Source organism: Weizmannia sp. CD-2023, from assembly GCF_036225245.1.
Taxonomy (GTDB): domain Bacteria; phylum Bacillota; class Bacilli; order Bacillales; family Bacillaceae_C; genus Weizmannia; species Weizmannia faecalis.
The window spans coordinates 1-25,226 of record NZ_JARTJQ010000006.1; the positions used below are offsets into that span (position 1 = coordinate 1).

Consider the following 25,226-nt stretch of genomic DNA (forward strand, 5'->3'; position numbering starts at 1 on the left):
TTTGGGGCGCCAGTAACAGTACACGAAACAACTTTAAATATTTCCAGCGGGCAAGTAGTCAACTATGATGGAACACGAGCTTGTTACCCTATATTTACAGTAAAAACAACAAATGCATTAAGTGACTTCCAAATTTCAAACGGTGTTGAAAAGGTAAAAGTGGTCACGGAACTTCCGGTTGGAAGCATTCTCGTAATTGATATGAAAGCTGGAAAGGTAACGTTAAACGGCACCGTGATTCAACAAGCAATAACACTTGATTCCGACTTCTTCCCATTGAAGGTAGGCTCTAACACGCTTACTTTTTCAAATGGTGCAACAGTACAGATGAAGTATAAACGTTTGTGGCTATAATTTACGGTTTTACGAAATGGAGGAATAAGAATGAAGAATACAAACTTGTTTGTGTTTGACGGTCAAACCGAAGAACTTGTTGCAATCTTGTCAAACAAAGAAAATTACCAATGCCCTTACTATAATGACAACGTTGATGAACAGCTAAATAAAGACTTCACACTTGAATTCACTGTTCCTTCCTGGCATTCCGACGCACAACACTTGGTCGAAGGAAACCGTGTTGTTTATCAAGATTTGGACGGGAACTTTCAAGAATTTCAAATTTACAAGGTTGAGGAAACAAGAGGGGACGCCGTTGAAAAAGCTGTTTATTGTGAACATGCTTACTATGAACTCGTAGACGACATTGTTGAAGACCGCCGCATTATTGACGGTGACGTTACCGAAGCCATGCAAAAGGCTTTATCCAGTTCGCGGTGGGAAGTTGGGCAAGTTGATTCACTTGGAACAGGAACAGTGAATTTCTATTATTCAACCGCACTAGAAAACTTGAAAGCCATTGTAGACACATACGGGGGTGAACTTCGTTTCCGTGTCGTTTTGAGTGAAGATGGAAAGCACATTGAACACCGTTATGTTGACTTACTGGTTCGCCGTGGTGCTGATACCGGCAAACGGTTTGAATACACAAAAGACATTACTTCAATCAAGCGCACCATTGACGCAAGCGGAATCAAAACGGCAATTTACCCGCGCGGAAACGGTGAAGAAATTGATGAAACAGGCGGATACACACGCAAAATAACCATTGCGGACGTTGTTTGGAGGAAAATTGATGGTGACCCGGTAGATAAACCACAAGGTCAAGAATGGATTGGTGACCCGGTAGCGCTTGAGCAATTCGGTCGACTAAACCCGGATGGAACAAGGCGGCACCGATTCGCAACATATGACGTGGATTCTACAGACCCGGAAGAAATTATTCAAAAAGGCTGGGAATACCTGCAAACAATTAATACACCAAAAGGCACCTACGAAATTGGCGCACAAGACCTTGAAATTGTGGGTCTTGAACATGAAAAGGTTCGTCTTGGTGATACAGTATTCATTATTGACCGTGACTTCAAACCGGAATTACGCCTTGAAGCGCGCGTAATTGAACTAAAACGTTCTCTTTCAGACCCTTCACAGGTTGAAATTGTACTCGGAAACTTTCTCCCAATGTCCACCGACGTTGTGAACGACATTGAAAAGGTTAAAAGTGACTTCCAAGACCGAAAAGGTGTTTGGGACAAAGCGGCAACAGCTGACCCAACAGTAACAGACGGTTCTTTTGAAGACAAGGTTCCCGCAATGCCGACCAATGTTAAAGCAACGGGACTATTCAAAAACATTTCCGTTGAGTGGGACTTCAATCCCGCCACGTATATTGCGGCTTACGAAGTGTACGGCTCTACTGTTCGAGGTTTTTCTATTGATTCTTCTAATCTATTGTTCCGCGGTAAAACAGGCGGTTATGTCCACCCTGCAAATACAAATGAAACTTGGTATTTCCGTGTTCGTGCAGTCAATACACATGGTAGGGCTTCTGCGTTTTCACCGGAAGTAAGCGGGTCAACACTTCGCATTCAAGCACCAGACTATGAAGACCTAAGTATTGGAAACGCAAAGATTGCAAACCTTGCAGTTGATAATGCTAAACTGGCAGACCTTGCCGTTACGAATGCCAAAATAAAGGATTTGAGTGCGGATAAAATAAATGCTGGCTTGTTGAAAGCCCAGTATGTGCAAATTGGTACAAAAACAACGTATGAAAGCGGATATGACCCAAGTAAGAAAGCCACCCCGCAGGATGTGTCAAACGCTGTTACAAACTTACAAAAAACCCTTGAAGAGGAAATAAGCAAGGCGCAACAAGCGGCTGACAGTGCAAATAAGGTGCTTTCAGACATGTCAAATGATGGCAAGCTGACCCCACTTGAAAAGCAACAAACAAAGAAAGAATGGGACACAATTGTAACGGAAAAGCCAACAATCGTTTCACAAGCCCAAACGTTTTCCGTGGACACTTCCGCATACACAACGGCTTACAATAATTTGAGTTCCTATATTACGCCATTGTTGCAGGACTTGAACACAACAAGTGATATTGACGGAAATGCCTTCCGCAATGCATTCAAAGCCTACTATGACGCACGGACAATACTGCTGAAAAATACATCCAATGCGGTGAAAGCATATGCGGACAGCGTTGCAAACAATGCGGAAAGCAATGCCAAGAAGTATGCAGAACAATACGCCGCACCGGTTATGCAAGAAGTGTATGATGGTTCGTTCACGCATGAAAAACAGTTTTGGTCGGACGCATACGACGGTGAACAAGTTCCTTCAACAACAGTCGGTACATTTATTGATTCAGCGGAAGCAAGTGAAGGTGGCAAGCTGTGGCAGATTCAAGGTGAACATTGGGTATACTCAAAGAATGCTTTCCCTGTTAATGTAAACCGAGTTTACCGTGTTACCTTCAAGGTACGACAAACGGTTGACCCTACTACAACAGGTAATTCAACCGTTTATGCAGGTGTTGCAACATTAGACAAAAATTTCCACAACATTACAGGCGGCGCCGGTACCCACCGATACTGTGCGGTAGCAGGCACAAAAATAACTGTTGCAGACGGCTGGCAAGAATTCACTGGCCTCATTTCAGGTGTTGGGGATACACACAATAATTTTCGTGATGGAACTTGTTATGTACGTCCCATGTTTATTGTAAACTATCAAAGCGGTAATGGTACGGTTGAAGTCGACTATGTAAATTTTGAAGACGTAACCGAAATTGCGGCATTAGAGGAAGCTGTAAATGAAGTGAGCCTTGCAACAACAGAGGACGCCATTATTGCAACGGTACGTAATTCGGCTGATTATGCGTCTGATATGAAAACAAAGGCAAATACGTCTGACCTTGCAAATTATGCGTCATTGGATGATGTCGCACAGGCTGTTGATGATGCAAATGCATATACAGACTCTCAAATTGATGATGTAAATGCAACAATTGGAACCGCCTTTGAAAGGATAACAGAAATCGACCAAAAAGCCGATAACATTGATTTCAAAATAACAAGCTCCGGCGGTGTAAACTTGTTGAAGAACTCGGTTGGCTTTGCAGGAACGGATTTTTGGACTGTCACACTTGATAAAGATTCCTATGGTGTGCCAATCGGTAAAGTGGACACAGTTCAAAATGACGAACTTGTTGAAAAAGGGGTTGGAAGTGGTTTCGTCCTATCCGGTGCAAAATTGACGCAAACGGTTGTAAATGCACCTCAGTTCCATACTATTTCCACCCTTGTAAAGAAAGGAACATCCGGCAGTGGCTACCTGAAAATAACCTACACCAATGCAAACGGCACAAAGACCGACACAATTAATTTTATTAGTGGAAAAAGTTATGACTATGAAAAATTCCAACTAATTATTGAGCCGGTGGGAAGCACAATCGTTGTTGAGTTGTACGGAGATAAAGATAGCAACATTATTTTTACAGGAACAATGCTTAATGTTGGGAACGTTCCTTTGCAATGGCAACATTCCGGCGGTGAAGTGTACAACACAAATGTTCTCATGGACTTGAACGGGATACGTGTATTGTCTAATGCCTATAAGGGATACACAGCTATTACGCCGGAGGAATTCGCAGGATACGCAGAGGTAACAGACGACGACGGAAATGCAACCATGCAAAAGGTGTTTACCTTGAACAAAGACGTAACTGAAATGTCAAAGACAAAAGTTGACAATGAAATGACAATGGGAACCATTAAGGCTGTTAAACTCAACAACCTGCTTCACGCAAACCTTGCACGTGGTACGGACACCCCGAAAACAGTTACCGGCACCGGGGGAACTAATCAATGCACGGTTATTTATGATGCCGATTTTTCAAAGGTTGCGGGGAAGTTAGTCACTATTTCTTTCGACCTTGAGGCCTCTGTAGATACCGGCAATGTGACTATTCAATGGGGAAACACCCCTTGGGGCTCCTTGGGTGCAAATTCTCTTCCTGCAAGCACTTCATCAAGACATTATGAGTTCACCACCAAGCAACCAACGACCGGTTCAGCAACAAATATACAGGCAAGGTTAGATGGTCTAAACGGGAATGTCACAATTTCAAACTTTAAATTGGAAATCGGCTCCAAAGCAACACCGTGGTCAGCGGCATTGGAAGACACAGGTTCAGTTTCAATTCAAGGTTGGGCATTTGTGGGCATTGAAGAAGAATCTGAATAAGGGGAGGAAGAATAATGGCATTAAGTGGTTCATTTTCAAAAGGTGTGAGTTCCCATTGGCGTGTCCGTTGTACATGGAGCGGCAAACAAAGTATTAGTGGGAACTATACGGACATTACACTCAAAGTATATTGGGAGTCAACAGATGGGTACGGGACAACATACACATCCGCCACAAAAGACGGTTCTTCCACAGTAAACGGGAACAAAGACACATTTACGTTCTCGGCAAGATTAAACGGTAAAGATTCAAACCTCGTCCATACCCAAACGGAACGTGTTTACCATAATTCGGATGGAACAAAAACCGTTACGTTATCAGCGTCCCTTGGAATTGAGCTCACGTTGAACGGAACCTATTACGGAACTGTTTCATGTAGTGACACGGTAACACTCAACACAATTCCAAGGGCGTCATCACTTTCCTCGAGTGCTTCATGGACAGCGGGGAATGGTTTAAGCATTTCAATTTCCCGAGCAAGTTCTGATTTTAAGCATACAGCAAAAATATATGTAAACGGAACTTTAATAAAAACAATAACCGGGATAGGAAGTTCAACCACAGCTTCATTTTCCACAAGTGAAAACACTGCAATTTTTAACCAATTGAACGGTGCGGCAACACAGGACACAAAGATTGAAATACTAACATATGCCGGCGGGGACTATATAGGTACCACATCCAAAACTGGGACTGTAACTGCACCGTCTGCAAGTGACGTGAGTGCAATCAATGGGTTGGTTGGAAGTGACAAGGACGGTTACAACCAAAATGTATACATTGACCAATCAATCACAATCGGAATCAAACGTGCAAACTCCGGGTTTACCCACACGGTTGTTATTTCGTGTGGTTCGTTTTCTAAAACGTTTACTAATGTTGGAACAAGTTTTACATGGACACCTTCTGCAAGTGAACAGTCTTCCCTATATGCCCAAACCCCAAATTCAAACAGTGTTAGCGGTAATATACGCGTTACAACGTATTACAACGGAGAAAGAGTTCGTAATTATACGGATAGTGGCATAAAATTCTATGTCCGTAATTCCAACCCAACGTTTTCACCCTCAAACATTTCCTACGCCGACGTAGATAATACAATGACCTCAATTACCGGAAACAACCAAATAATTGTTCAAAACCTTTCCTCATTGACCGCCTATGTGAACACAGCGGCAACGGCAATAAATGGAGCAACACTTTCGAAGTACGTAGTAACAATTGACGGAAAACAAGGAACCATTTCAAGTGCAACCGGAAACGTAAACATTGGAAAAATTACTTCGGCAAGTAGCATAACTCTTTCCATTACAGCCATTGATTCACGTGGAAATTCAACCACCGTTACAAAAACCGTAACAGTAATTCCATATACCGCCCCAACCGTGGCACTGAAAGCTGTACGGAAAAACGGATTTGAGAACACGATAAGGCTTGATATAGGGGGAATGTTTTCACCTATAAATATAAATGGTGCAAATAAAAACTCAATGCAAAGTGTTACCTATTCATACGCAGAAAGTAGCACAGGGGCTTACGGAGCGGAAACTTCAGTAGCCTTCACCACAAGCGGCGGGAATTTTTCTGCAAAAACCAATGTTGACCTTGATAACACAAAGGGGTTTGACTTTCAAGTTGTGGTGAAAGACAAATTTAACACGGTTACCGCATATGTTTCCGTTGATAAGGGTCAACCTATTTTCTTTATCGATTCCAAAAACAGCTCCATTGGATTCAACGACTTCCCACAAAATCCAAATGAGTTCCGTGTTAACGGCCGCATTGTGTTTGGGTCTACAAAATGGGCAACACAGGGACATGGTGAAGGTGCCGGAGCGCTGGACTTAAATAACTCCGACATTGTAAGGGCAAATGGAATTTTTATGTCCGACGTTGCAAATGACAATAATGCAGAAGGTCTTTTGTTCTTGAAGTCGGGGAAAACTTCCGGGTCAACCAACAAAGACGATTATGACAATTTGTATATGCGGGACGGAAAATTGTACACAAACGGTTCCTCAACTGTTAACCTTGATAGTTTAATAGTTGGCTCCGGCGGCATTACATTCACGGGAACATCATCAAGCCTGTACTTTGACAAATATTCAAATTTAAAGACGCCTTCGGAAGCCGCCTCAGGTGCCGTTTGGCACATTGACGATAAGAATGGAAAGCAAGCCTTTGCCGTACCCGTTGGAGCAGAAGATGACATCCGTATCTATAATCGAAATCTGACTATTGATAAATGGATGAACTCAAATAACATTGCAATAGGTTACCACACCTTCAAGGTCATGGATGGCGCAAGTTTGATTTTTGTTGATAAAGACGGTAGCTATTCGTTTGCACCAAAAGCAAAGGGCTGGTCAACGCCGTCACGGGCTGAGCTTAAACAAGACTTCCAGCATGTAGATGCTGAGAAAATGCTTGAGTTGATTGAAAACACGGATGTGTTGCAATATAGGTATAAAGTAGACGTAGAAAATGGCCGTGATGATGTGGTAACAGGCTTTGTAATTGGTGGAGGATTTAAAACCCCTAAAGAATTTATAAACTACGACCAAGATGGTATTGATTCCTACCGGGTAACAGGTGTTTTGGCGGGTGCTGTGCAAGCACTTTCCAATAAAAACAAGGAGCTTACTTCAAAGCTTAAAGATTTGCAAGCACAAAATGAACAGCTCAACGCAAGGCTAGACGCAATTGAAGAACGCCTTGCAAAACTTGAGGGCGGCGCTTAATTGTTGCCCTTAATTACTAAATTACGAAAAGGAGTGTCTTATAATGCAGTCACGTTCAACAAAGAATTTGAAGGGCATTGATGTTTCACACTGGCAAGGGAATATTGATTTTAAGAAGGTGAAAGATGCCGGTTACAAATTTGTATATATAAAGCTTACGGATGATTCCAACTATGTTGACCCTAATTCTGATAAAAATTACAGGGGAGCCAAAAAAGCCGGTCTTTTGGTTGGATTTTATCACTTTTCACGGTTTAGAAGCATTGATGACGCAAAAGCAGAAGCGGCTTTTTACTTACAAAAGGTTGCAAAGTATGACGTTGATTTGCCACATGTGTTAGACCTTGAAGTAAACCCGGCAAGACTAAGCAAGGCGTCTTTGTCGCGTTGTGCTGTTACGTGGCTTGAAACCGTCAAAGCAAAGGGTGGTGACGTAATGGTTTACACAGGTGCTTCATTTGCTAACTCAAGTCTTGATAATCAATTAAGACCATACAAATTGTGGATTGCCCATTATGGTGTCAACACTCCGAAAGGCAACCCAATTTGGGACAAATGGAACGTTTTTCAGTACACGTCAAGTGGAAGGGTTGCAGGCATTTCGGGGAACGTTGACCTTGATGAAATGACACCGGAAACCATTAAAAAGGTTGTCACAAAGAATACACCAACAGAGAAAACTCTCACGGAGACAAAAACGAAATACAAAACTTACACAATTAAGAGCGGTGATACGCTTTGGGAACTTGCACAAGGTAAGTCGTACACGGTTGACGACATTTTGAAAGTGAACAAAGGGATTGACCCTAAAAGGTTACAAGTTGGGCAGGTTATCAACCTTCCTGTTGTAGACAAGACAGCCACAGTCAAGAAATCTACCACATACACCGTTAAAAAGGGTGATACACTTTCCGAAATTGCCGTAAAGTTTGGCGTTTCTCTTTCTGCCTTGCAAAAAGCCAACCCGAAAGTCATTCCAACAAAGATGCAAATTGGGACAAAACTTGTGATTCCAACGGGAAATTCAGGAGGTGCTATTTCCTACACTATTAAAAAAGGTGATACATTTTGGGACATTGCACAAAAATATGGTTGTTCTGTTGCTGAAATTCAGAAGTTAAACCCAAAAGTTGACCCGAAAAAGCTTCAAGTTGGGCAAAAGATTAAAGTTCCAAAATAAGTCAGCAAAACGTTGTTTCATTCAATATAACAACTAAAGACCACTGACGTGACATGTTTCCGTTGGTGGTCTTTTATTAGTTTGCTAGGGAAAGGGGCGTATGGATTTTGGAACAAATTTTGCTACAGCTTGCTTCAAAAGAAGGGCTTTTCGCGGTTATGTTCGTCGTCCTTTTTGTTTACCAAATTTTAGATAGTCGTAGACGTGAGGAACGGCTCATGTCCTTCATTGATGACATTACGAAACAATTCGAACTGCTGGCAACGCAATATGAAAAACTTGCCGAAGATGTTAACGATATAAAAGATAATCTTTTGAATGATAAGTCACATTAATGTGCATTTGTTGTTTAACTAAAAGAAAACTTTTGAAAGGAGTGCTAAAACATGTTTAGTGTTGCTGTTATCGTTGCCGTCATTGTTGGAATTGGTCAGCTGGCAAAGGGACTGAATATGCCTACAAAGTTTATCCCATTATTGAGCCTTGTTCTTGGAATTGTTGCAGGAATTTTTCTTGTTGATGCAACATCAATTCAGGAGCACATTTTTAATGGCATAATGATAGGACTAAGCGCCGCAGGTTTGTTCGACCAAACAAAGATTGTAACAAAAGAATAAAGAATGTAAAAGCCTTCAACCTTTGTGTTGAAGGCACTTTTTTTATTGCACAAAATTACAACCATGTTTTATACAAAATATTTTTGTCACACACGGTTTTTAACGGTGTTAGAAGTAATAAGAACAATGGTTAAACATTGATGATTATTGTGTTTCGCGCTTCGCGCGAATCGGCGAAGCCGATACACAAGGCTTTAAACAATAAAACAATGGGGTTAAATAAGTTCAACAATAACAACAGGTAAAACAATGAAACTCATGTTAGTAACATTGTAGGCACTGTTAAACAAGCTTATACAAGGTAGAACAATGAACAACAATTTTGTCAATAGGTAACTGTTAAACAATGTGTATCATTTATGTACCAAGAGTTAAACAATGTGTATCACTAGTGTATTTACATGTTTAACCACTGCCTCTAACATTGTAGACAAGAACAAACAAGGAGTGAATTAGTATGCAAGGTAATTGCAAAGACGTATTGTCTCATTTTAAGAAACGGTATTTCGAGAAGTACGGTGTTGAATACAAGGTTACTTCATACCCAAAAGATTTGGCATTAATAAAAAACAAGCTGTTGAAGGAGTACTCGTTCGACGACGCAATAAAGATTGTGGACACCTTGGTTGAAAATTATGAATTATGGAATAAAAATCCAGCTTACAAATTGGGGGTTCATTCATTCACCTCAACAACGTGGTTACGCGATAAAGCATACGAGGAAGCTGTTCGTAATGAAAAAAGATTGTCACAAATGGAAACGGACGGTGCTATGAACAAAGAGAAAACCAAAGAAGCACTTCAAAGAATTTTGGCAAGAACCAAAGGGGTGAAATGATTTGACGAATGAAAACCGTTGTATCTTTGCGGACACATGCAAATATGCCGGTACTGAATCACATTGCCATGATTACTGTTTCCCGTTCCGCAAGGCACATGGGGAAAGTGGTGATGGTGGTTTGGTTGGACTTTCACAGATTCCCAAGAAGTATCGCGCTTGTAGAGTTTCAAACCTGCCGATAAAAGACGAAAATCCTGAAACATTTGAAGCCGTGGTGTCGGTTTGTGAACATATTGAAGTATTTATGGATAGTGGGGTGGGGTTGTACTTGTACTCCACGCCAAACCCACAAAACCCAAAAGGCACAGGAACAGGGAAAACAACTTCGGCGTGTACCATTGGAAACACTTATCTTTCATATCGTATTCAACAGCACATCAAGGGTGAACGTGAGATTAAGGGAACAACGCCGGTCTTGTTTGTAAAAATGTCCCAATTGCAAAACAAGTACAATTCGCAGTTCCGGGGCACCAAGGAAATGCAGGAACAGGCAAGCAAAGAGTTTTACAGGTTGAAAAAGAACATGATTGAAACTGATTTGCTGATTGTCGACGACATAGGGCTCCGCGGTTCCACGGAAGCATTTACAAATGAGTTCTATGAAGTGATTGACGACAGGGCAACAGACGAAAAAGCCTGCATTTTTACAAGCAACATCCCTCTTGACGAAATCGGAAACATTTTGAGTGAACAAATTGAATCGCGCATTTACGGGTCAACGGAACAGCTTGATTTTCGTGGTCGTGATTATAGGAGGGTCAAATAATGGGAATTGAAGCAAAGTTGCTTTCTAAAGTGATAGATGAACAGGACTTCTATATTTTACAACGCTTCAACGTGACCGTCCATGACTTCGAAACGTATCCGCATGTTTACGAGTTTTTACGGAAGTACGTCAAGGAATTCGGTCAAACACCAGACCGCAGAACGGTTGTTGAGGAATGCGCCGACTTTGAATATGAGCCGGACGTGTACGACGCTTTCCATTTCCTTTGCAAAAAGATAAAAGACCGCACGGCAAAACGACGTGCCTTTGAACTACTACAACACCAAGCAAAGGAAAAGTTTAAAACACTGGACGGCTCTGACTTTGTAAAGTGGTTGCGCACAGAAACACAGCGGATTGAGGAAACAGTCACTTCCGATTTTCAACACGGGACGAACTACGCTACCAACGGGCAAGAACGACTTGAAATGTACGAGGAAGCAAAAGACCCCGCTAACCGGATGTTCATTCCAACACCATATAAAAAGCTTACTGAATGGCTCGGCGGTGGGTTTGAAATCGGTGACTATGTTCTTCTTTTGGCTTTTACGAATGTAGGAAAATCGTGGCTTGCTTCCGATTGTGGCCTTGCAAGTTGGATGAATGGCTTTGGAGTAATGCATTATTCTCCGGAGTTGTCAAAGCGTCAACAGTTATTTCGGTTGGATACTTTGCTCGGCAAGTTCGACAACGTAAAGCTTCGTCGTGGAAGACTCGATAATGAAGCAAAGTTCCGTGAGTTTGTAAAGCAATTCAGCCCGGACAAACAAACGGTGCCGTACATTGTCAAAACAATGGAAGATTTGCCGGATGGACTGACTCTTGAAGTGATTGAGCACGACCTTCAAATGCACCCGGAAGTAAAAATGGTCATAATCGACGGTTTCAATCTCATGGTGCACTCGCACGGTGACGGGACACGGAACAAAATGACTTACACATCAAGGCGTTTGCGGCAATTGTTCGGCAAGTACAAAGTGACAGGCATTGTTGTCCACCAAACCTCTGCACAAAGCCAAAAGGACAAACAAAAAGAAGACGAGGACGGAATGCGGTTGATAAACCCACCGGAGCTGACGGACTTTTCGGAAACGAGTGCGGTCATTCAGGATTCTGCCACAACGTTAACATTTGATGCCTATGACGGCATTGGTAAGCTCGCTATCCGAAAAGCAAGGGAGCCAAACGTTGGGAAGGTTCTTGAACTTGTGACCCAATTTAACGAGGGAATTATTAAGGAACCTTCATCAGTAGATTATTTTTAAATTTTTGTGTGATTTTGGTATTAAAGGTTAAAAATTTGCAGATTATATAAGGGTGAATGGTGTGCTTATTCGAGGTTACGAGATTCAGATTGATTATTTACGAGAATTGAAGAAATACGAATGGGAACATGCCAAATGGACTGAAACAAGGCTGATATGTCGCTCACCTTTTAGGTATGAGAAGCACCCTTCCTTTGCCGTTAACTTGGAAACTGGGGTTTGGATTGATTCTGGAGGTGACGGTGATTATTACAAAGGTAATTTTGTTTCACTGGTATCCTTTTTACGCAATGAAACCTATGTGGAAAGTGAAGAATATCTCCTCGAAACATATGACCAACTTCATTATAGGGACGCAGACGAACTTGAACTTGATTTTGAAGGTTGGGTTCAACCAAAACAAACGTACGAAAAACTTGATGAGGTGATACTTAAAAAATTTGCATACCGGTGTAGTTACCTTGAACAACGAGGAATTGCTGAAATCTATCAACGTGCCGTGAAAATTGGATATGACCCGCAACACCGGGCTATATCAATTCCATGGTTTGACAAAAATGGTGACTTGGTCGCTATAAAATTCCGTTCTGTATTAGACAAACGTTTCTGGTATTACAGCGGTGGTCAACCCGTGCGCAACCACTTATGGGGTATGTGGCTTGTTCATCTAAAACATGCAAAACGGGTCTTCATTGTAGAAAGTGAGATTGATGCGCTTACTTTGTGGGCGCACAAGATTCCAGCCGTTGCAGTTGGTGGGTCTTCAATGACCGATAAACAACGGAAACTTATTTTGGAGGGTGATGTTGAAACAATCGTACTTGCAACGGACAATGACCGGGCTGGCAGGCGGCTCGCTGATTCGATACGAGACAAGCTAAATGGCTTTGTAAACATTGAAAAAATGTGGTTTCCCGCAAAGTACAAAGATGTAAATGACCTGCCACCAGAGCTACTTATACAGTGTGCAAAAAACACAGAGGAGGTGACTTTTAACTTTTAAACAAAAATTTGTAAAAAAGGGTTGGCAATTACGTAATATGGTAATATAATGCAAGTAAGTCATTACCACATTACGAAATTTTTATAGGAGTGGGAGAGCGTTTTGTGCACCCACCTAACCAATGATTACTATATTTCGTAATGTTGTAATAAATATTCAAAAAAGTGGAGGGCTATACACATGAAAACTTTGGAAATTAATAAGCTGGCGGCTGACGTTGCAAACGGGATTGAAGGGGCATACGAAAAACTGTTCGACATGGTTGACCCGCTTTTGAAGGCACACGCGCGAAAGGGATATGCAGGAATTGGCTTTGAGGATTTACTCCAAGAATTCAGAATAATTTCCTATAACATGACCTTCACCTTCGTGGAAAGATACCAAAATGAAGAAACCTCATATATGGCACTTGTCTACACCGCGTGTGAAAACTTCCGCAAGAACACGTACAAGGCAAACCACCGTATTAAACGCTCTAAGTTTTTTGAAACTTCCTTAAACGCAGAATTAAATGATGCTACAAGTGATGACAAGTCAAAGACCCTCGAAGAAAATGTTTCCGATATACACAAAAATTCCATAGAAGAACAGGTTGTTGGCAATATTACGGGTGCAGACATTATGAACTTGCTTGAACACTACCGGTCAATATCTACCCAACGTGATTATGAAATATTGAAATCGTATGCAAACGGTGCGTCAAACGAAGACGTTGCACACATTGTAAACAAGTACGCACGGAAACCCAAACCAACCGAAGAAGTTGAATATGACCAAAATACACGCAAGGTGGTTTCACGGGCAAGGAAAGCATTCCGTGAATTTCTTGAAGAATTTTTATAAAAACTGGTGTGGCTTATGTCACACCCATTCCTCCAGGTTGTTTTTACTAATATAGCCATGAAGAGCTTGTATTATTCATGTGAATTTAAAAAATTTCAAGGAGGTTAAATGATGGGTGTTATTACTGGAAAAGGAAAGGAAATCAAAAAGCATATCAAACCTAAAGACGACGGTGAAAAACTGGATTATAAGAAAATCAAAATCAATAAGGACTTGAAAAAAGAGGGAGACCTTGTTCGTGTTCGTGTTCTTTCAGACGAAGATTACACAACGTATGAATCACATGGTTCCTTCACGAATGGGATTTATACGACTCCATGCACAAACCCACGGGATACAAGCGGGAACCCGCTGAATAAAGATGGACGTTGCTTATACTGTGAAGCGGTTGAACATGGCTTTGAGGAAGGTGAGCTGAAAAGCAAAACGCGCTTCCTGTTCGCCTTCTATGACATTGATATGGAAATGGTTAGAGTCCTTGAAGTTTCGTACAATCAAGGTATTTCGTTGATTGGAGACATAGACACTTATGCGGAAGATATTGACGAATACGCATTCGAGCTGAAACGGAAAGGCACAGGGACAAAAACAGCTTATACACTACAACCAATTTTGAAATTGAGGGGTGATGATAAAAAACGTTTTGACAGCGCAGAAGGGCAAAAGGTGGATGAAGACTTGTTTGAAAAGGTTTTGTACGTTAAGAACTTGAACCAACAAGCAGTTGACCTTGAAAATGCTGGCTTTGATGTTGAAAAAGAACTTGGCTTTGAAATCAAGGACGAAACAAAGCAAGGGGAAGAAATTGAAAAAGACTATGGAAAAGATATTGACCCGGAAAAAGTATTTTAACAAGGGGGAGCCGGTGCGCTTCCCTTATTTAGGGGTTGATGCATGTTGATTATTTTCACGCTGATTGTATCACACCTTCTTGTTGGGGCGTTAGCATTCCACGCGGGTGTTGTTTTTACAAAGAATTTGATACAAAAACGGCTTGAAAAACTTCAAGAGGAGTTGTCACGACGTCGAGGAGGAGGATAAAAATGGAAATTAATGAAAATGAACTCCCAAACAATGACATACCGACTGACTGGATTGGAAAGAAAGCTCGTGTGTTATATGACAAGCCATTTTATACGCCATATAAAAAAGGTGATATTGTAAAAATTGTACCAGCGGACAATTCACTTGCAATAATGTTTGGCAAGCAAACAATGGTGCAACGAGAAGGGGAACGCACTTATTCTTTACCAAAATATGCCGTTGAGCTAGTTGAAGATGATGTTGAGGTAACAAGTGCCGAAGAACTAAGAGTTGGTGATAAGGTTCGCCTTAAGGAGCACGTCTATGGCTGTGAGCCGGGTGATACAGGTATACTCGTTGAACCAGATTTGTTTGCAATAATGTTTGGTATTGAATTTCTTGTAAAACTTGACAGGACCGGTGAAACGAAGGCAATTGAACCTAATATTTTAGAGAAAGTAAAAGAATTGAAAAAGGGTTCCGTAGTAAAAATGGAACAAGACGACGATTGGGGAGCTTTTAGGTTGGGGCAAAAGTTCGTGGTTGTAAAAGAGGGTGAATTCCTCGGAATAGTTGACAATGATGGCGAGTTCCGCGCACTCGACCATTTTAAATATAAAATTTTGTAAGTGCAAGGGGTGTGCCCTTGCCTTTTTAATAGGCAAAGGAGAGGTCTATTATATGTACAAATTTGACATACGTTGGAAATGGCTGGAAGAACGCGGAATCAAGCTGTATGGTGACGAACTACAAATTGATTATATGAAAAGCCTGTGGGCACCAGTTGAGGATGTTCAGGCGGTATTTTGTGAGGCAAAGGCGGGCACAGGAAAGACCGTTCTTGCGGTGCTTGCAGGGGCATATGAGGTTGAACGCGGAACATATGACAAAATTATTTATATTCGTAATGCAGTGGCAATTCGTGACCAAGGCTTTCTGCCGGGTGGGCAGGAAGAAAAGAATGCCCCATATATGGCTCCGGTTGCGGATACACTTGAACTGCTAAAGCCCGGAACATATGAAGAGTGGATAACACAAACGGAAGAAGGGGACGCCCGCCTTGTTACAATTACAACTTCTTTTGTTCGTGGTACAACATGGGACAATTCGTTTGTTATATTTGACGAGATACAAAATGCTGACCTTGAAGAAATTCAGGCTGTGTTTACACGTTGCACTGATACAACAAAGGTTGTTGCTATTGGGTCTGCCCGGCAAGTTGATAATCGGAGAATAAAACGGTACAACGGAATGCTTCCCTTTGAATTATACATGAAGCACTATGAAGGTTTCCCCCGTGTGGCTTTTCACACACTTGAAAAATGCTACCGCGGATGGTTTGCAGACCATGCGGACGATATTCAACAGACTGTTGAAAAGTTGGTGGTTGAATGAACGTGGGAACAGCCAGTGAAATTACCGCCATGCTGGAATACTCAAAACGTGGCTATGAAATAAATATTCCCGTAGGTTTAAGCCGGTATGATTTTATAGCTGAAAAGGACGGAAGAAGTGTTCGGGTGCAAGTAAAGCATGGAACACCGTTCAACAATGGTCTTGAATTGATTGGACATTCACCGAAGGCATATGAAAGGAAGGAAATTGACGTCCTTGTAATGGTGGACACAGAAAACGACAAGGTTTACTTTATTCCCGCTGACCACATTGAGGGAATGAACAATATACGTTTACGGCTTGAACCATATCAAAAGAACGGTTCGAAAGCTTTGATTGCAGAACACTATGAAAAATTTATTGGATAAAGTCACACAGCTTCCTTCTTGTTTCTATTCCAGATAGAACAGGAAGGAGGTTTTCTTTTCTTATGGGAAAAGAACAAAGAAAACGGTGGCAGGATAATGAAAGAGCCATTGAAATAACAAAGAAGCCACGTGAAGAAGTCACAAAAGAGGACATTCAATTCTTGAAAGAATCATACACGTCTGTTGGTGGACTTTTACCGAAAGGCTTTAATGGCGGGGCATTCTTTACACCAACACACGTTGCAAAGTTTCTTGTTGAGTTTCTTGGGATACCGGAAAAGCCGGCCGGAACACGCATTCTTGAGCCGTCTGTTGGTGGTGGTGTTTTCTTGGAAGGGATACCAGAAAACCATGAAATTACCGCGTTAGAGTTGAATGCAACAAGTGCGGCTGTAACCTCTTTAATATACCCACACGCAAATGTTATTGTTGGAGATGCATTGGAACATGACCGTGAAAATTACTATGATTTTGTTATAGGGAACCCACCTTACGGTGAATCAGTGAAAACTGAACGTGAATTTAAAACGTTGACGAAGCGTAAGGGTTTATATTCCGGTAAGTCTGAATTTGCATTTTTAGAACTTGCTATACGTGCTTGCAAACCGGGAGGGTACATTGCTTATATTCTACCTGTTGGCTTGCAATATGCACAGCAAGCTAAGAAAGTAAGGAAACTCATGTATGAAACGTGTTGGCACGTTGCTACAATCGAACTTCCAACAACAACTTTTCAACATGTGGGAACCAACATTCCAACCATGATTCTTATTTTGAGGAAAGTTCCACCAAATACAAAAATGATTGAAGCGCATAAGTCATTGCCAAAAGGAACAAAGTTTTTTGAAGGACAACAACCTTCTTTATTCGCCCGTGTTGGTGATATTGGTTACGACAAGAAAGGAAGGTCAACTGACAAGTGGGGTGACGGTCTTACTCAACTTGATGAACTACTTGACCTTGTAAAATTAGGCGGTTGGCAAACAGACCTATACAGGGTGAATTCCTTTCCGTACAAACCGTGGTGGGTAGACAAAGGCGCGTCTGTTACAGAATTCTTCTTTTCAAAGTCGGCTGACAATCGTGATAAAGATTTACACGGTAGTGAGGGGTTCGGTCAAGAATCACGATACTTACCAAAAGATGAAATTGAAACAGGTTTGGTTGTTTGGCAAGAAATGACGCTCGGTGTGGGTGAGGGACGTTCCTGGGATTTTTACTGGCAGGACGAAATTGTTGAGGAATATGTCACAAAGAATGATTAAGGTTGTTTCCCCTAATATCACAAGATATTGGGGGCATTTTATGCAGACAAACGTTATTATTAACGGCAATTGTATTGAAGAAATGCGTAAGCTTCCGAATGAGTCAATTGATTTAATTATAACCGACCCACCATATTTAATTGACTACCAAAGTAACCATAGGCAAAAAGAAACACGGTTTGACCCAATCGAGAACGACAGGGGCAATTTTAGCATGATTACTGATTTTTTAGATGAAGCAGAGAGAATCATGAAGCCAAACACCGCAATTTATATGTTTTGTAGTTGGCACAACGTGGACTTTTTCAAACAAGAATTTGAACAACGTTTCAAGTTGAAAAACATTCTTATTTGGAAAAAGAATAACCATGGTTCCGGTGATTTGAAAGGCTCTTATGTACCAAAATATGAAATGATTTTGTTTGGTCATAAGGGGCGTGCATTACTACGCGGAAAACGTTATGCGGATATTTTGGAGTTTGACCGTGTTTCCGGTGCAAAAATGGTACACCCAACAGAAAAGCCTGTTGGCTTAATTGAATTTTTAATTAAAAACAGTTCCGAAGAAGGAGACATTGTTCTTGATGGATTCGCCGGTTCCGGTTCAACATTACTTGCCGCTCGAAACACAAACCGGAAATTCATTGGTTATGAACTGGATAAAAAACATTTTCAAGTTGCTGTTGACCGGTTGAATAAATAAATGTCACACCACGCACCTTTTATTGTTATCAGACAATAGGAGGTGCTTTTTATCATGGACTTTGACTTTTCGCTTGAATTTGAAGAATTGAAGGAACAAGAACGCAAGGCAAATGTACGGGCTAAAACTGCACAAGCAAAACACAAAGCGGCAAAGTTTGAACCAACTTGGGAACAGGTTTGGCACGGTTACGAAAAACCTAATTCCAAAGGTGGAACAACAAAGAAAAAAGGAATTTTGCAAATGTCAAATTCTGAACGTGACCAAGCAAGGCTCATTGAAATAAAAAGGGCTGTTGAAAATGGAAAACTTGAACTCACAGTTCCAATGTCGAAGGTGTCGAAGTCATATTGCTTAAATGAGTTGTACCCACAATATGAAAAATCATTACGAAAAGAACGCATGGCGGAAATTATTAAACACAAACCACACAACTACTATTTGATTACTGAAATTGAACAGCTTGAAAAACTTGCCAACGATTTGAAAGATGAAATGGAAACGGCGGTTGACACGGAAACAACCGGACTTGACGTGTATGTTGACCGCATGGTTGGAATGTCTATCACGCTTCCAAAGCACAACTATCACGTTTATATTCCATTCGGGCATACAACCGGAGAAAGACAACTTCCGAAGGTTGTTGTACTCAAAACGCTGGAGTTTTATTTAAAGCGTAAGAACGACAAAAAGTTTTTACACAATGTAAAGTTTGATAGACACATGTTTATTCGTGAGGGCTATGACTTGCTTGGTACAATCCATGATACACAAGTCGCCCAGCAAGTGCTGAATGAGAATGAACCTTCTAAGCGTTTGAAAGTGTTGTTGACCACGTATAAGGACTTCCTCGGTTTTGAAGAGGATTCATACACATATGACCAATTATTCGGTGACAAATACCCATTTGCCAGGGTTCCCCTTGATATTGCCTGCGCCTATGCGTGCAAGGATACACACGGGACATACAAGTTGGGCAAATGGCAAGAAGAGTTCTTCAAAAAGCAACCAAAGCTTGGCAAAGTGTTTTATGGAATTGAAACACCATTGCTCCCAAATGTTGTTGACATGGAGCGCAATGGGATGTTGATTGATAAAGACTTCGCGGCAGATTATTCAAAGGAACTTGCACAAGAATTGAAGGAAATGGAATCCAAATTGCGTGCGGAAATGGGTGAAGTCAACATCAATTCGCCACAACAACTACAGGTTTGGTTGTATGACGAAAAGAAACTTGATGACATAAGCGGAAGTCGCAAGACCGACAAGAAAACATTGAAGGTACTTGCAGAGGAGGAACCCATTCTTGGCTTGTTGTTGAAGTACAAAGACCTATATAAGCTTTGGTCAACTTATATTTCAGCCATTCCCCAAAAGGTTAAAGATGACGGACGTATTCACGGACAATTTAATCAAGACAAGACGGACACGGGACGGTTTAGTTCACAAGAACCAAATCTGCAAAACTTTCCTCCCCGTGCACGACAGATGGTTGTTGCCCCAAAAGGAAAGATTCTTGTGTCAATTGACTTTTCACAAATTGAACCTCGTTTCCTTTCACATATAACGCAAGACGAGGAGTTTATGAAGGTGTATCGAGAAGGAAGGGACTTGTATTCTTACCTTGCTTCACGGGTATTCAAACTTCCCCTTGAACAATGTGGTGATGGTTCAAAGTATCGAAAAATGATGAAAACAGGATTGCTTGCAGTTATGTACGGAACTTCAACGTGGACGCTTTCAAAGCAATTGGAAATTCCGGTAGAGGAAGCCGAACAGTTCATTAAAGACTTTTATATGACATACCCAAGTGTAAAACGGTGGATTCAATCGGTTTACGCTTTTGTAAAGGAGAATGAGTATGTTCAAGACCAATTTGGACGAAAACGCCGGTTTCCACATCACGCACCACGGGCAAGAAAGTACGACGAAGTGAAACAAACTATGTGTGAAATTCTTGGGGTTGAAGAACTTCCAAATGATTATTGGGACTGGAAAAAGTACCCACAACTGCCTAAAAAATTGAAAGCACAATTCAAAGCGGTCAAACGTGTTGTTGAAAGAGAACGCCGCCAGGCCGTGAATTTTCTCATCCAAGGTGCAAGTGCTTCAATAATGAAGCTTGCAATCAACAAAGTTTGTGATTATTTGAAACAAAAAGGCAAGGAATGGAAACTCATTGGGACTGTGCATGATGAGAACATTCTTGAAATTCCTGCAACAGTTACAAAGGAAGAACTTTGTGACCTATACGATTGTATGCGTTGTGCGGTTGAACTTCGGGTTCCCCTCAAATGCGACCTTGAAATAATGGAAAGGTGGGGACATGGCTTCAAGTTCGACGTGAATCGCAAAGTATTTTTCCTAGTGGATGAAAAGACAGGCAAAACAGTCTTTGAAGTGGAAACACTCGAAGAAGCTTTGGCTGAATTTAAAAAGGTGGCTTGATTGTATGAACCTGACAAACAAAGGAAAGGCGGACAGTATAAGGAAGAAAGTAACTCAGGAAACCATGGGCAGTCTTGAACTTGAGATTGCCCAAGCTTTTCAAACAGACCTTGATACATTGCACCGTATGAACTTACAAAGCAACTATGAGCTTGACCTTGAATTACTGGAAGACGAAATTGACCAATTGAGAAACAAAGATAACCTTCATGGTACGTGGGATAATTCGCTGATGACGTTTTCACCAAGTGCGGCTTCAAAGTGTGAACGGGAACTAGCTTTCAAAGAGTTTGGTGTCCCACAGGACGAAGTTGTATTTGAACCATATCAAAAACGTTGGGTTCGCAATGGAAGCGCCGTTCACCGTGCTTTTCAGCGTGACCTTGCTTACCTTGAACGGCAAGACTTCTCACGCTTTAAGGTGGTAAGGACAGAAGCAGGGAAGTACGCTTGGGAGCGCAATGTTCGCAAAGTCAAACAGTTTGTACACAATGGTGTTGAATTTCAGATATACGGAATGACAGACGGTTTCCTTCATTATAAACCGCGGGACTTGACCATTGGTGTTGACCTCAAAACAAAATCAACCACCATTGCGGCGGTTGGTGACTACAAGCTTAAATTTCCCCAAGATAGCAACGTGCAACAAATGGTTGCATACTCCCTTCTGTTCGGTGTTGACCACTTTGTAATTCCTTATGAATCATTAGCAAAAGACAGCTGGAACAAAGGAAAAGAAGCCCGTCCTGATATGAAAGTCTTCTGTATTACGGTAACGGACGAACAACGGAAGACATTGCTTGATAAGTTCGCCCGTGTTGCCGACCACTATTACCACGGTTATGTACCAAAGCCGGACTTCTCGAAATGTTTGTTTTGCCCCTTCAAAAGCTTTTGTGAAGCATATGAAAAGGAGTTGAATGCCAATGGCAACCAATTATGAACGCGGCCGATACTGTGAATATAAAGCTATTCGGCACCTCGAAAAACAAGGTTTCTTTTATTGCACGCGTTCCCCCGCTTCAAAAGGAATGTTCGACGTGGTAGGCGTGGGAACTGGTGGCGGAATGCTTCTTCAATTGAAACGTACAAAACGAAAACGCTTGGTTCCGTCTATGTACAGGGATGAGTTCACGGAAATTCAAACTTGGGTTGATTCCTTGCCTGTTCTTCCCGACAATATCCGGGTTGAATTTTGGATAATGCGGGACGGCATACGCAAGTTTACAAAAATACGTTTCTATAAAAATAAAAAACCAAAAATCTATGAAGGGAATGACGAAGATGTACGATTATAATATGGACGTTATAAAGATTCTTGCGGTTCAAGGTATGGTTCACATGCTGGACAATGTAGGAATTCAGGCAGAGCCCTTTGTGGAGCAATATGTTGAGCAGTTTGATGATGCAGTTGACAAACTAGTACCAGATGAGTATGCCGACCCAATGGCATTTTTGGAACTATTGAAAACACTTGTTTTAGAAATTGTCGAAAAGGGAGATAACATCTAATGAGGTTAGTTAAAATAATGAAAACCGTGTGTCCACAATGTACCTTGCTTGACATATTATTGAAATCCGGTGGAATTACTGTTGATGAGGTGCACAATGTTGACCACGAACCTGAACTAATTGAACAGTACGGCATAATGGGAACACCAACATTGTTATTTATAGACAACAACGGAAATGAGCTTGAAAGGGTTGTGGGAGCAACCGGGCTTTCACCGGAAATAATTAAACAAAAGGTTGAAAAATGGAGCCAATGAATGGCTCCTTTTTCTTTTGTCACAACCATATTTTCATGTTGTTTTTAACTATACGGGGTTGCTTTTTATTAGTACGCGGGACTTCCCGCCCTGAAATATTAAAGAAAGGGATGATTAAGGTTTGAAAAAAGTAATTAGATTGTCAAATGAATTTTTGGCAAAATATGATGATTTTCCGAGCCACATGACTCCTATTGGAAAATTCACCTATTTGAGGACTTATTCACGGTATTTACCAGAATTGAAACGGCGTGAAACGTGGAAAGAAACTTGCCAAAGAGCTGTTGAGTACAACATAAACCTTGCATATAAACATATGAAGAAACTTGGATATAAGTTTGACAGGAAAGAGCTTGAACGTGAAGCAGAAATGTTCTTTAACTCCATGTACAATTTACGGCAATTTTTAAGCGGGCGCACATTGTGGGTCGGTGGTTCTGAAAACGGTGTTGCTGACAAGTACCCACTTGCAAACTTCAATTGCAGTTTTACCAACATTGAAAAATGGGAAGATTTGTGTGACTTATTTTATTTACTACTTGTAGGCACGGGCGTTGGCTTCAAGTGTACAAAGGAAATGGCGGCGAATCTTCCACCTGTACGGGACAATTTCATTGTTACCCATAAAGAATATGAAGATTTGTATTCACAAGGTGTGCGTCAAGCTGAAACTGTGGTTGTGCCGTCGTCAAAGCCAAACAAGGTTTCAATTTATGTAGGGGATTCAAAAGAGGGTTGGGTTGATTCACTACGTCAATTCTTCAAATATATTACAGACAAGAAGCACCAAGAAATTACCGAAATTGAGTTTGTCTATGACTTTGTTAGACCAAAGGGTGCAAGGTTGAAAACATTCGGAGGAACAGCAAGCGGGCATGAGCCTTTGAAAGAAATGTTCACAAACTTTGAGAAGGTTATCAAAAACCAAATTGACCCAAGTCTTGAACCACCACAACGCTTGCAGGACAATTATGTGCAATTGCGTCCTATCCATATTTTAGATTTTGGTAACCTCATTGGAAACAACGTTGTTGTAGGGGGCGTTCGTCGCACGGCGGAAATTTTCCTGTTTGACGCAGACGATTTTGAAAGCATGTTTGCCAAATATGGAATCAACGGTATTTGGGATGAGGAAAAGCATAAAGCAGTCATCACAGAATTAAAGAAGTTAGGCTTATTAAAACAAGTACAGTTCCTTGAATCCCTTCCATTGTTTGACCCAATGGCACGGCCACTTCATCACCGCCGTATGTCAAACAACTCCGTTGCGTTTATGCAAAAACCGGAACGGTCACTGTTGCACCTTATTTTCACAATGATGAGAGCCGAAGGAGAACCTGGATTTATAAACCTTGAAACAGCAAATAAACGTAGACCGAACGCCGAAGGTCTAAACCCATGCGCGGAAATTCTTCTTGACAAATATGGTGTATGTAACTTGACCACTACCAATGTAAAGGCATTTGTGAAAAAAGTAAATGGAAAATATGAACTTGACCTTGAAGGGCTTGTGAATGCACAACGATTGTCCGCCCGGGCAGGGTTACGCATGACGCTTGTTAAACTTGAGCTCCCACACTGGAACAAGGTACAACAACGTGACCGCCTTCTTGGCGTTTCATTGACAGGCTGGAAGGACGCAATGGCACTCCTTGGATATTCTGAAAAAGAAGAAAAGGGACTTCTTGCATTATTGCGGACAGTTGCACGAGATGAAGCCGACCTGTACGCCAAGGCTTTACGCGTAAATTCACCTTTGCTTGTAACAACGGTCAAACCGGAAGGAACGCTTTCCCTTGTTGCCGGTGCGGTTTCAAGTGGCTTACATTATGCACACTCAAAATATTATATTCGCCGTATTCGTGTGAACGCGGATGACCCGCTTGCAAAGGCTGTTCTTGAACACAAGGGTTGGGCGGTTCATGCGGAAGTTGGCACAGATAACCTTATTGATGAGGAAGAACTCGCAAAACCGGAAATCATTGAAAAAGCAAAAACACTTGTCATTGACTTCCCTGTATTCTCCGGTACGAAAATAACAAAAGATGACATTTCCATTGACCAACAATTTGACAATTATTTTGCATTCCAAAATGTTTACACGGAACACAATTCTTCAAATACAATAACGGTAAAACCGAACGAATGGGAACGTGCAGAAGAACGTGTTTGGTTTGGTTGGGACTCTTTTGTTGGTGTTTCCTTCCTTGCACATGATGGTGGAAGTTACACCCTAGCACCGTATGAAGCTATTGACAAAGAAAGATATAAAAAGCTCAAAGCAAAAATGGAAGACTTCAACTTTGACTTGTTGCAAAAATATGAAATTGGACGTGACGTTGACCTCATTGACGAAAGTGATTGTGTCGGCGGTGTTTGTCCAGTGCGCTGATTGGGAACCTTTTT

The 25,226-nt window shown here is 41.4% G+C and carries 23 protein-coding genes; all 23 read left to right on the forward strand.

Features of this window, described 5'->3' with window-relative positions:
* The coding region (locus P9687_RS01060) for a phage distal tail protein (RefSeq protein ID WP_328228728.1) at nt 1-354 on the forward strand (354 nt) is incomplete at its 5' end.
* 30 nt (nt 355-384) lie between these two features.
* Complete coding sequence (locus tag P9687_RS01065; protein ID WP_328228729.1) at nt 385-4,593, forward strand: phage tail protein; 4,209 nt, start codon at nt 385-387, stop codon at nt 4,591-4,593.
* 14 nt (nt 4,594-4,607) lie between these two features.
* Nucleotides 4,608-7,334, forward strand: a complete 2,727-nt coding sequence (locus P9687_RS01070; protein ID WP_328228730.1) for a DUF859 family phage minor structural protein — start codon at nt 4,608-4,610, stop codon at nt 7,332-7,334.
* A gap of 43 nt (nt 7,335-7,377) precedes the next feature.
* Nucleotides 7,378-8,514, forward strand: a complete 1,137-nt coding sequence (locus P9687_RS01075) for a GH25 family lysozyme (RefSeq protein WP_328228731.1) — start codon at nt 7,378-7,380, stop codon at nt 8,512-8,514.
* A 107-nt stretch (nt 8,515-8,621) separates the two neighbouring features.
* Nucleotides 8,622-8,849: a BhlA/UviB family holin-like peptide gene (locus tag P9687_RS01080; protein ID WP_328228732.1), complete on the forward strand. Its 228-nt coding sequence runs from the start codon at nt 8,622-8,624 to the stop codon at nt 8,847-8,849.
* Nucleotides 8,850-8,900: 51 nt separating this feature from the next.
* Nucleotides 8,901-9,131, forward strand: coding sequence for a holin (locus P9687_RS01085; RefSeq protein ID WP_328228733.1), 231 nt, complete (start codon nt 8,901-8,903; stop codon nt 9,129-9,131).
* A 457-nt stretch (nt 9,132-9,588) separates the two neighbouring features.
* Entirely contained in the window at nt 9,589-9,969 is a 381-nt protein-coding gene (locus tag P9687_RS01090) for a hypothetical protein (protein ID WP_328228734.1), read from the forward strand.
* Nucleotide 9,970: 1 nt separating this feature from the next.
* On the forward strand, nt 9,971-10,738 hold the full coding sequence (locus tag P9687_RS01095) for an ATP-binding protein (protein ID WP_328228735.1): 768 nt from the start codon (nt 9,971-9,973) through the stop codon (nt 10,736-10,738).
* A complete protein-coding gene (locus tag P9687_RS01100; protein WP_328228736.1) occupies nt 10,738-12,003 on the forward strand; it encodes a DnaB-like helicase C-terminal domain-containing protein in 1,266 nt (421 codons plus the stop codon). Before P9687_RS01095 ends, P9687_RS01100 begins: the two co-directional genes overlap by 1 nt.
* Before the next feature lie 61 nt (nt 12,004-12,064).
* The gene (locus P9687_RS01105; protein ID WP_328228737.1) at nt 12,065-13,006 is read left to right on the forward strand and encodes a toprim domain-containing protein; all 942 of its coding nucleotides are present in this window, start codon (nt 12,065-12,067) and stop codon (nt 13,004-13,006) included.
* Between the two features lie 180 nt (nt 13,007-13,186).
* Complete coding sequence (locus tag P9687_RS01110; RefSeq protein ID WP_328228738.1) at nt 13,187-13,849, forward strand: hypothetical protein; 663 nt, start codon at nt 13,187-13,189, stop codon at nt 13,847-13,849.
* Between the two features lie 111 nt (nt 13,850-13,960).
* Nucleotides 13,961-14,701 (forward strand): hypothetical protein, encoded by a 741-nt coding sequence (locus tag P9687_RS01115; protein ID WP_328228739.1) that lies wholly within the window; start codon nt 13,961-13,963, stop codon nt 14,699-14,701.
* A gap of 191 nt (nt 14,702-14,892) precedes the next feature.
* Complete coding sequence (locus P9687_RS01120; RefSeq protein WP_328228741.1) at nt 14,893-15,501, forward strand: hypothetical protein; 609 nt, start codon at nt 14,893-14,895, stop codon at nt 15,499-15,501.
* A gap of 52 nt (nt 15,502-15,553) precedes the next feature.
* Complete coding sequence (locus P9687_RS01125) at nt 15,554-16,267, forward strand: PhoH family protein (RefSeq protein ID WP_328228742.1); 714 nt, start codon at nt 15,554-15,556, stop codon at nt 16,265-16,267.
* A 2-nt stretch (nt 16,268-16,269) separates the two neighbouring features.
* The gene (locus tag P9687_RS01130) at nt 16,270-16,635 is read left to right on the forward strand and encodes a group I intron-associated PD-(D/E)XK endonuclease (RefSeq protein WP_328228743.1); all 366 of its coding nucleotides are present in this window, start codon (nt 16,270-16,272) and stop codon (nt 16,633-16,635) included.
* Between the two features lie 62 nt (nt 16,636-16,697).
* Complete coding sequence (locus P9687_RS01135) at nt 16,698-17,900, forward strand: HsdM family class I SAM-dependent methyltransferase (protein ID WP_328228744.1); 1,203 nt, start codon at nt 16,698-16,700, stop codon at nt 17,898-17,900.
* A 40-nt stretch (nt 17,901-17,940) separates the two neighbouring features.
* The gene (locus P9687_RS01140) at nt 17,941-18,603 is read left to right on the forward strand and encodes a DNA-methyltransferase (protein WP_328228745.1); all 663 of its coding nucleotides are present in this window, start codon (nt 17,941-17,943) and stop codon (nt 18,601-18,603) included.
* Nucleotides 18,604-18,657: 54 nt separating this feature from the next.
* Nucleotides 18,658-21,051: a DNA polymerase gene (locus P9687_RS01145; protein WP_328228746.1), complete on the forward strand. Its 2,394-nt coding sequence runs from the start codon at nt 18,658-18,660 to the stop codon at nt 21,049-21,051.
* Nucleotides 21,052-21,055: 4 nt separating this feature from the next.
* Complete coding sequence (locus tag P9687_RS01150; protein WP_328228747.1) at nt 21,056-21,994, forward strand: PD-(D/E)XK nuclease family protein; 939 nt, start codon at nt 21,056-21,058, stop codon at nt 21,992-21,994.
* Nucleotides 21,978-22,349: a hypothetical protein gene (locus P9687_RS01155; protein ID WP_328228748.1), complete on the forward strand. Its 372-nt coding sequence runs from the start codon at nt 21,978-21,980 to the stop codon at nt 22,347-22,349. Before P9687_RS01150 ends, P9687_RS01155 begins: the two co-directional genes overlap by 17 nt.
* The gene (locus tag P9687_RS01160; protein WP_328228749.1) at nt 22,336-22,563 is read left to right on the forward strand and encodes a hypothetical protein; all 228 of its coding nucleotides are present in this window, start codon (nt 22,336-22,338) and stop codon (nt 22,561-22,563) included. The genes P9687_RS01155 and P9687_RS01160 overlap by 14 nt, the downstream gene beginning before the upstream one ends.
* Entirely contained in the window at nt 22,563-22,820 is a 258-nt protein-coding gene (locus P9687_RS01165) for a thioredoxin family protein (RefSeq protein ID WP_328228750.1), read from the forward strand. The genes P9687_RS01160 and P9687_RS01165 overlap by 1 nt, the downstream gene beginning before the upstream one ends.
* A 121-nt stretch (nt 22,821-22,941) precedes the next feature.
* The gene (gene nrdJ / locus P9687_RS01170; protein WP_328228751.1) at nt 22,942-25,212 is read left to right on the forward strand and encodes a ribonucleoside-triphosphate reductase, adenosylcobalamin-dependent; all 2,271 of its coding nucleotides are present in this window, start codon (nt 22,942-22,944) and stop codon (nt 25,210-25,212) included.
* The last annotated feature ends 14 nt before the right edge of the window (nt 25,213-25,226 follow it).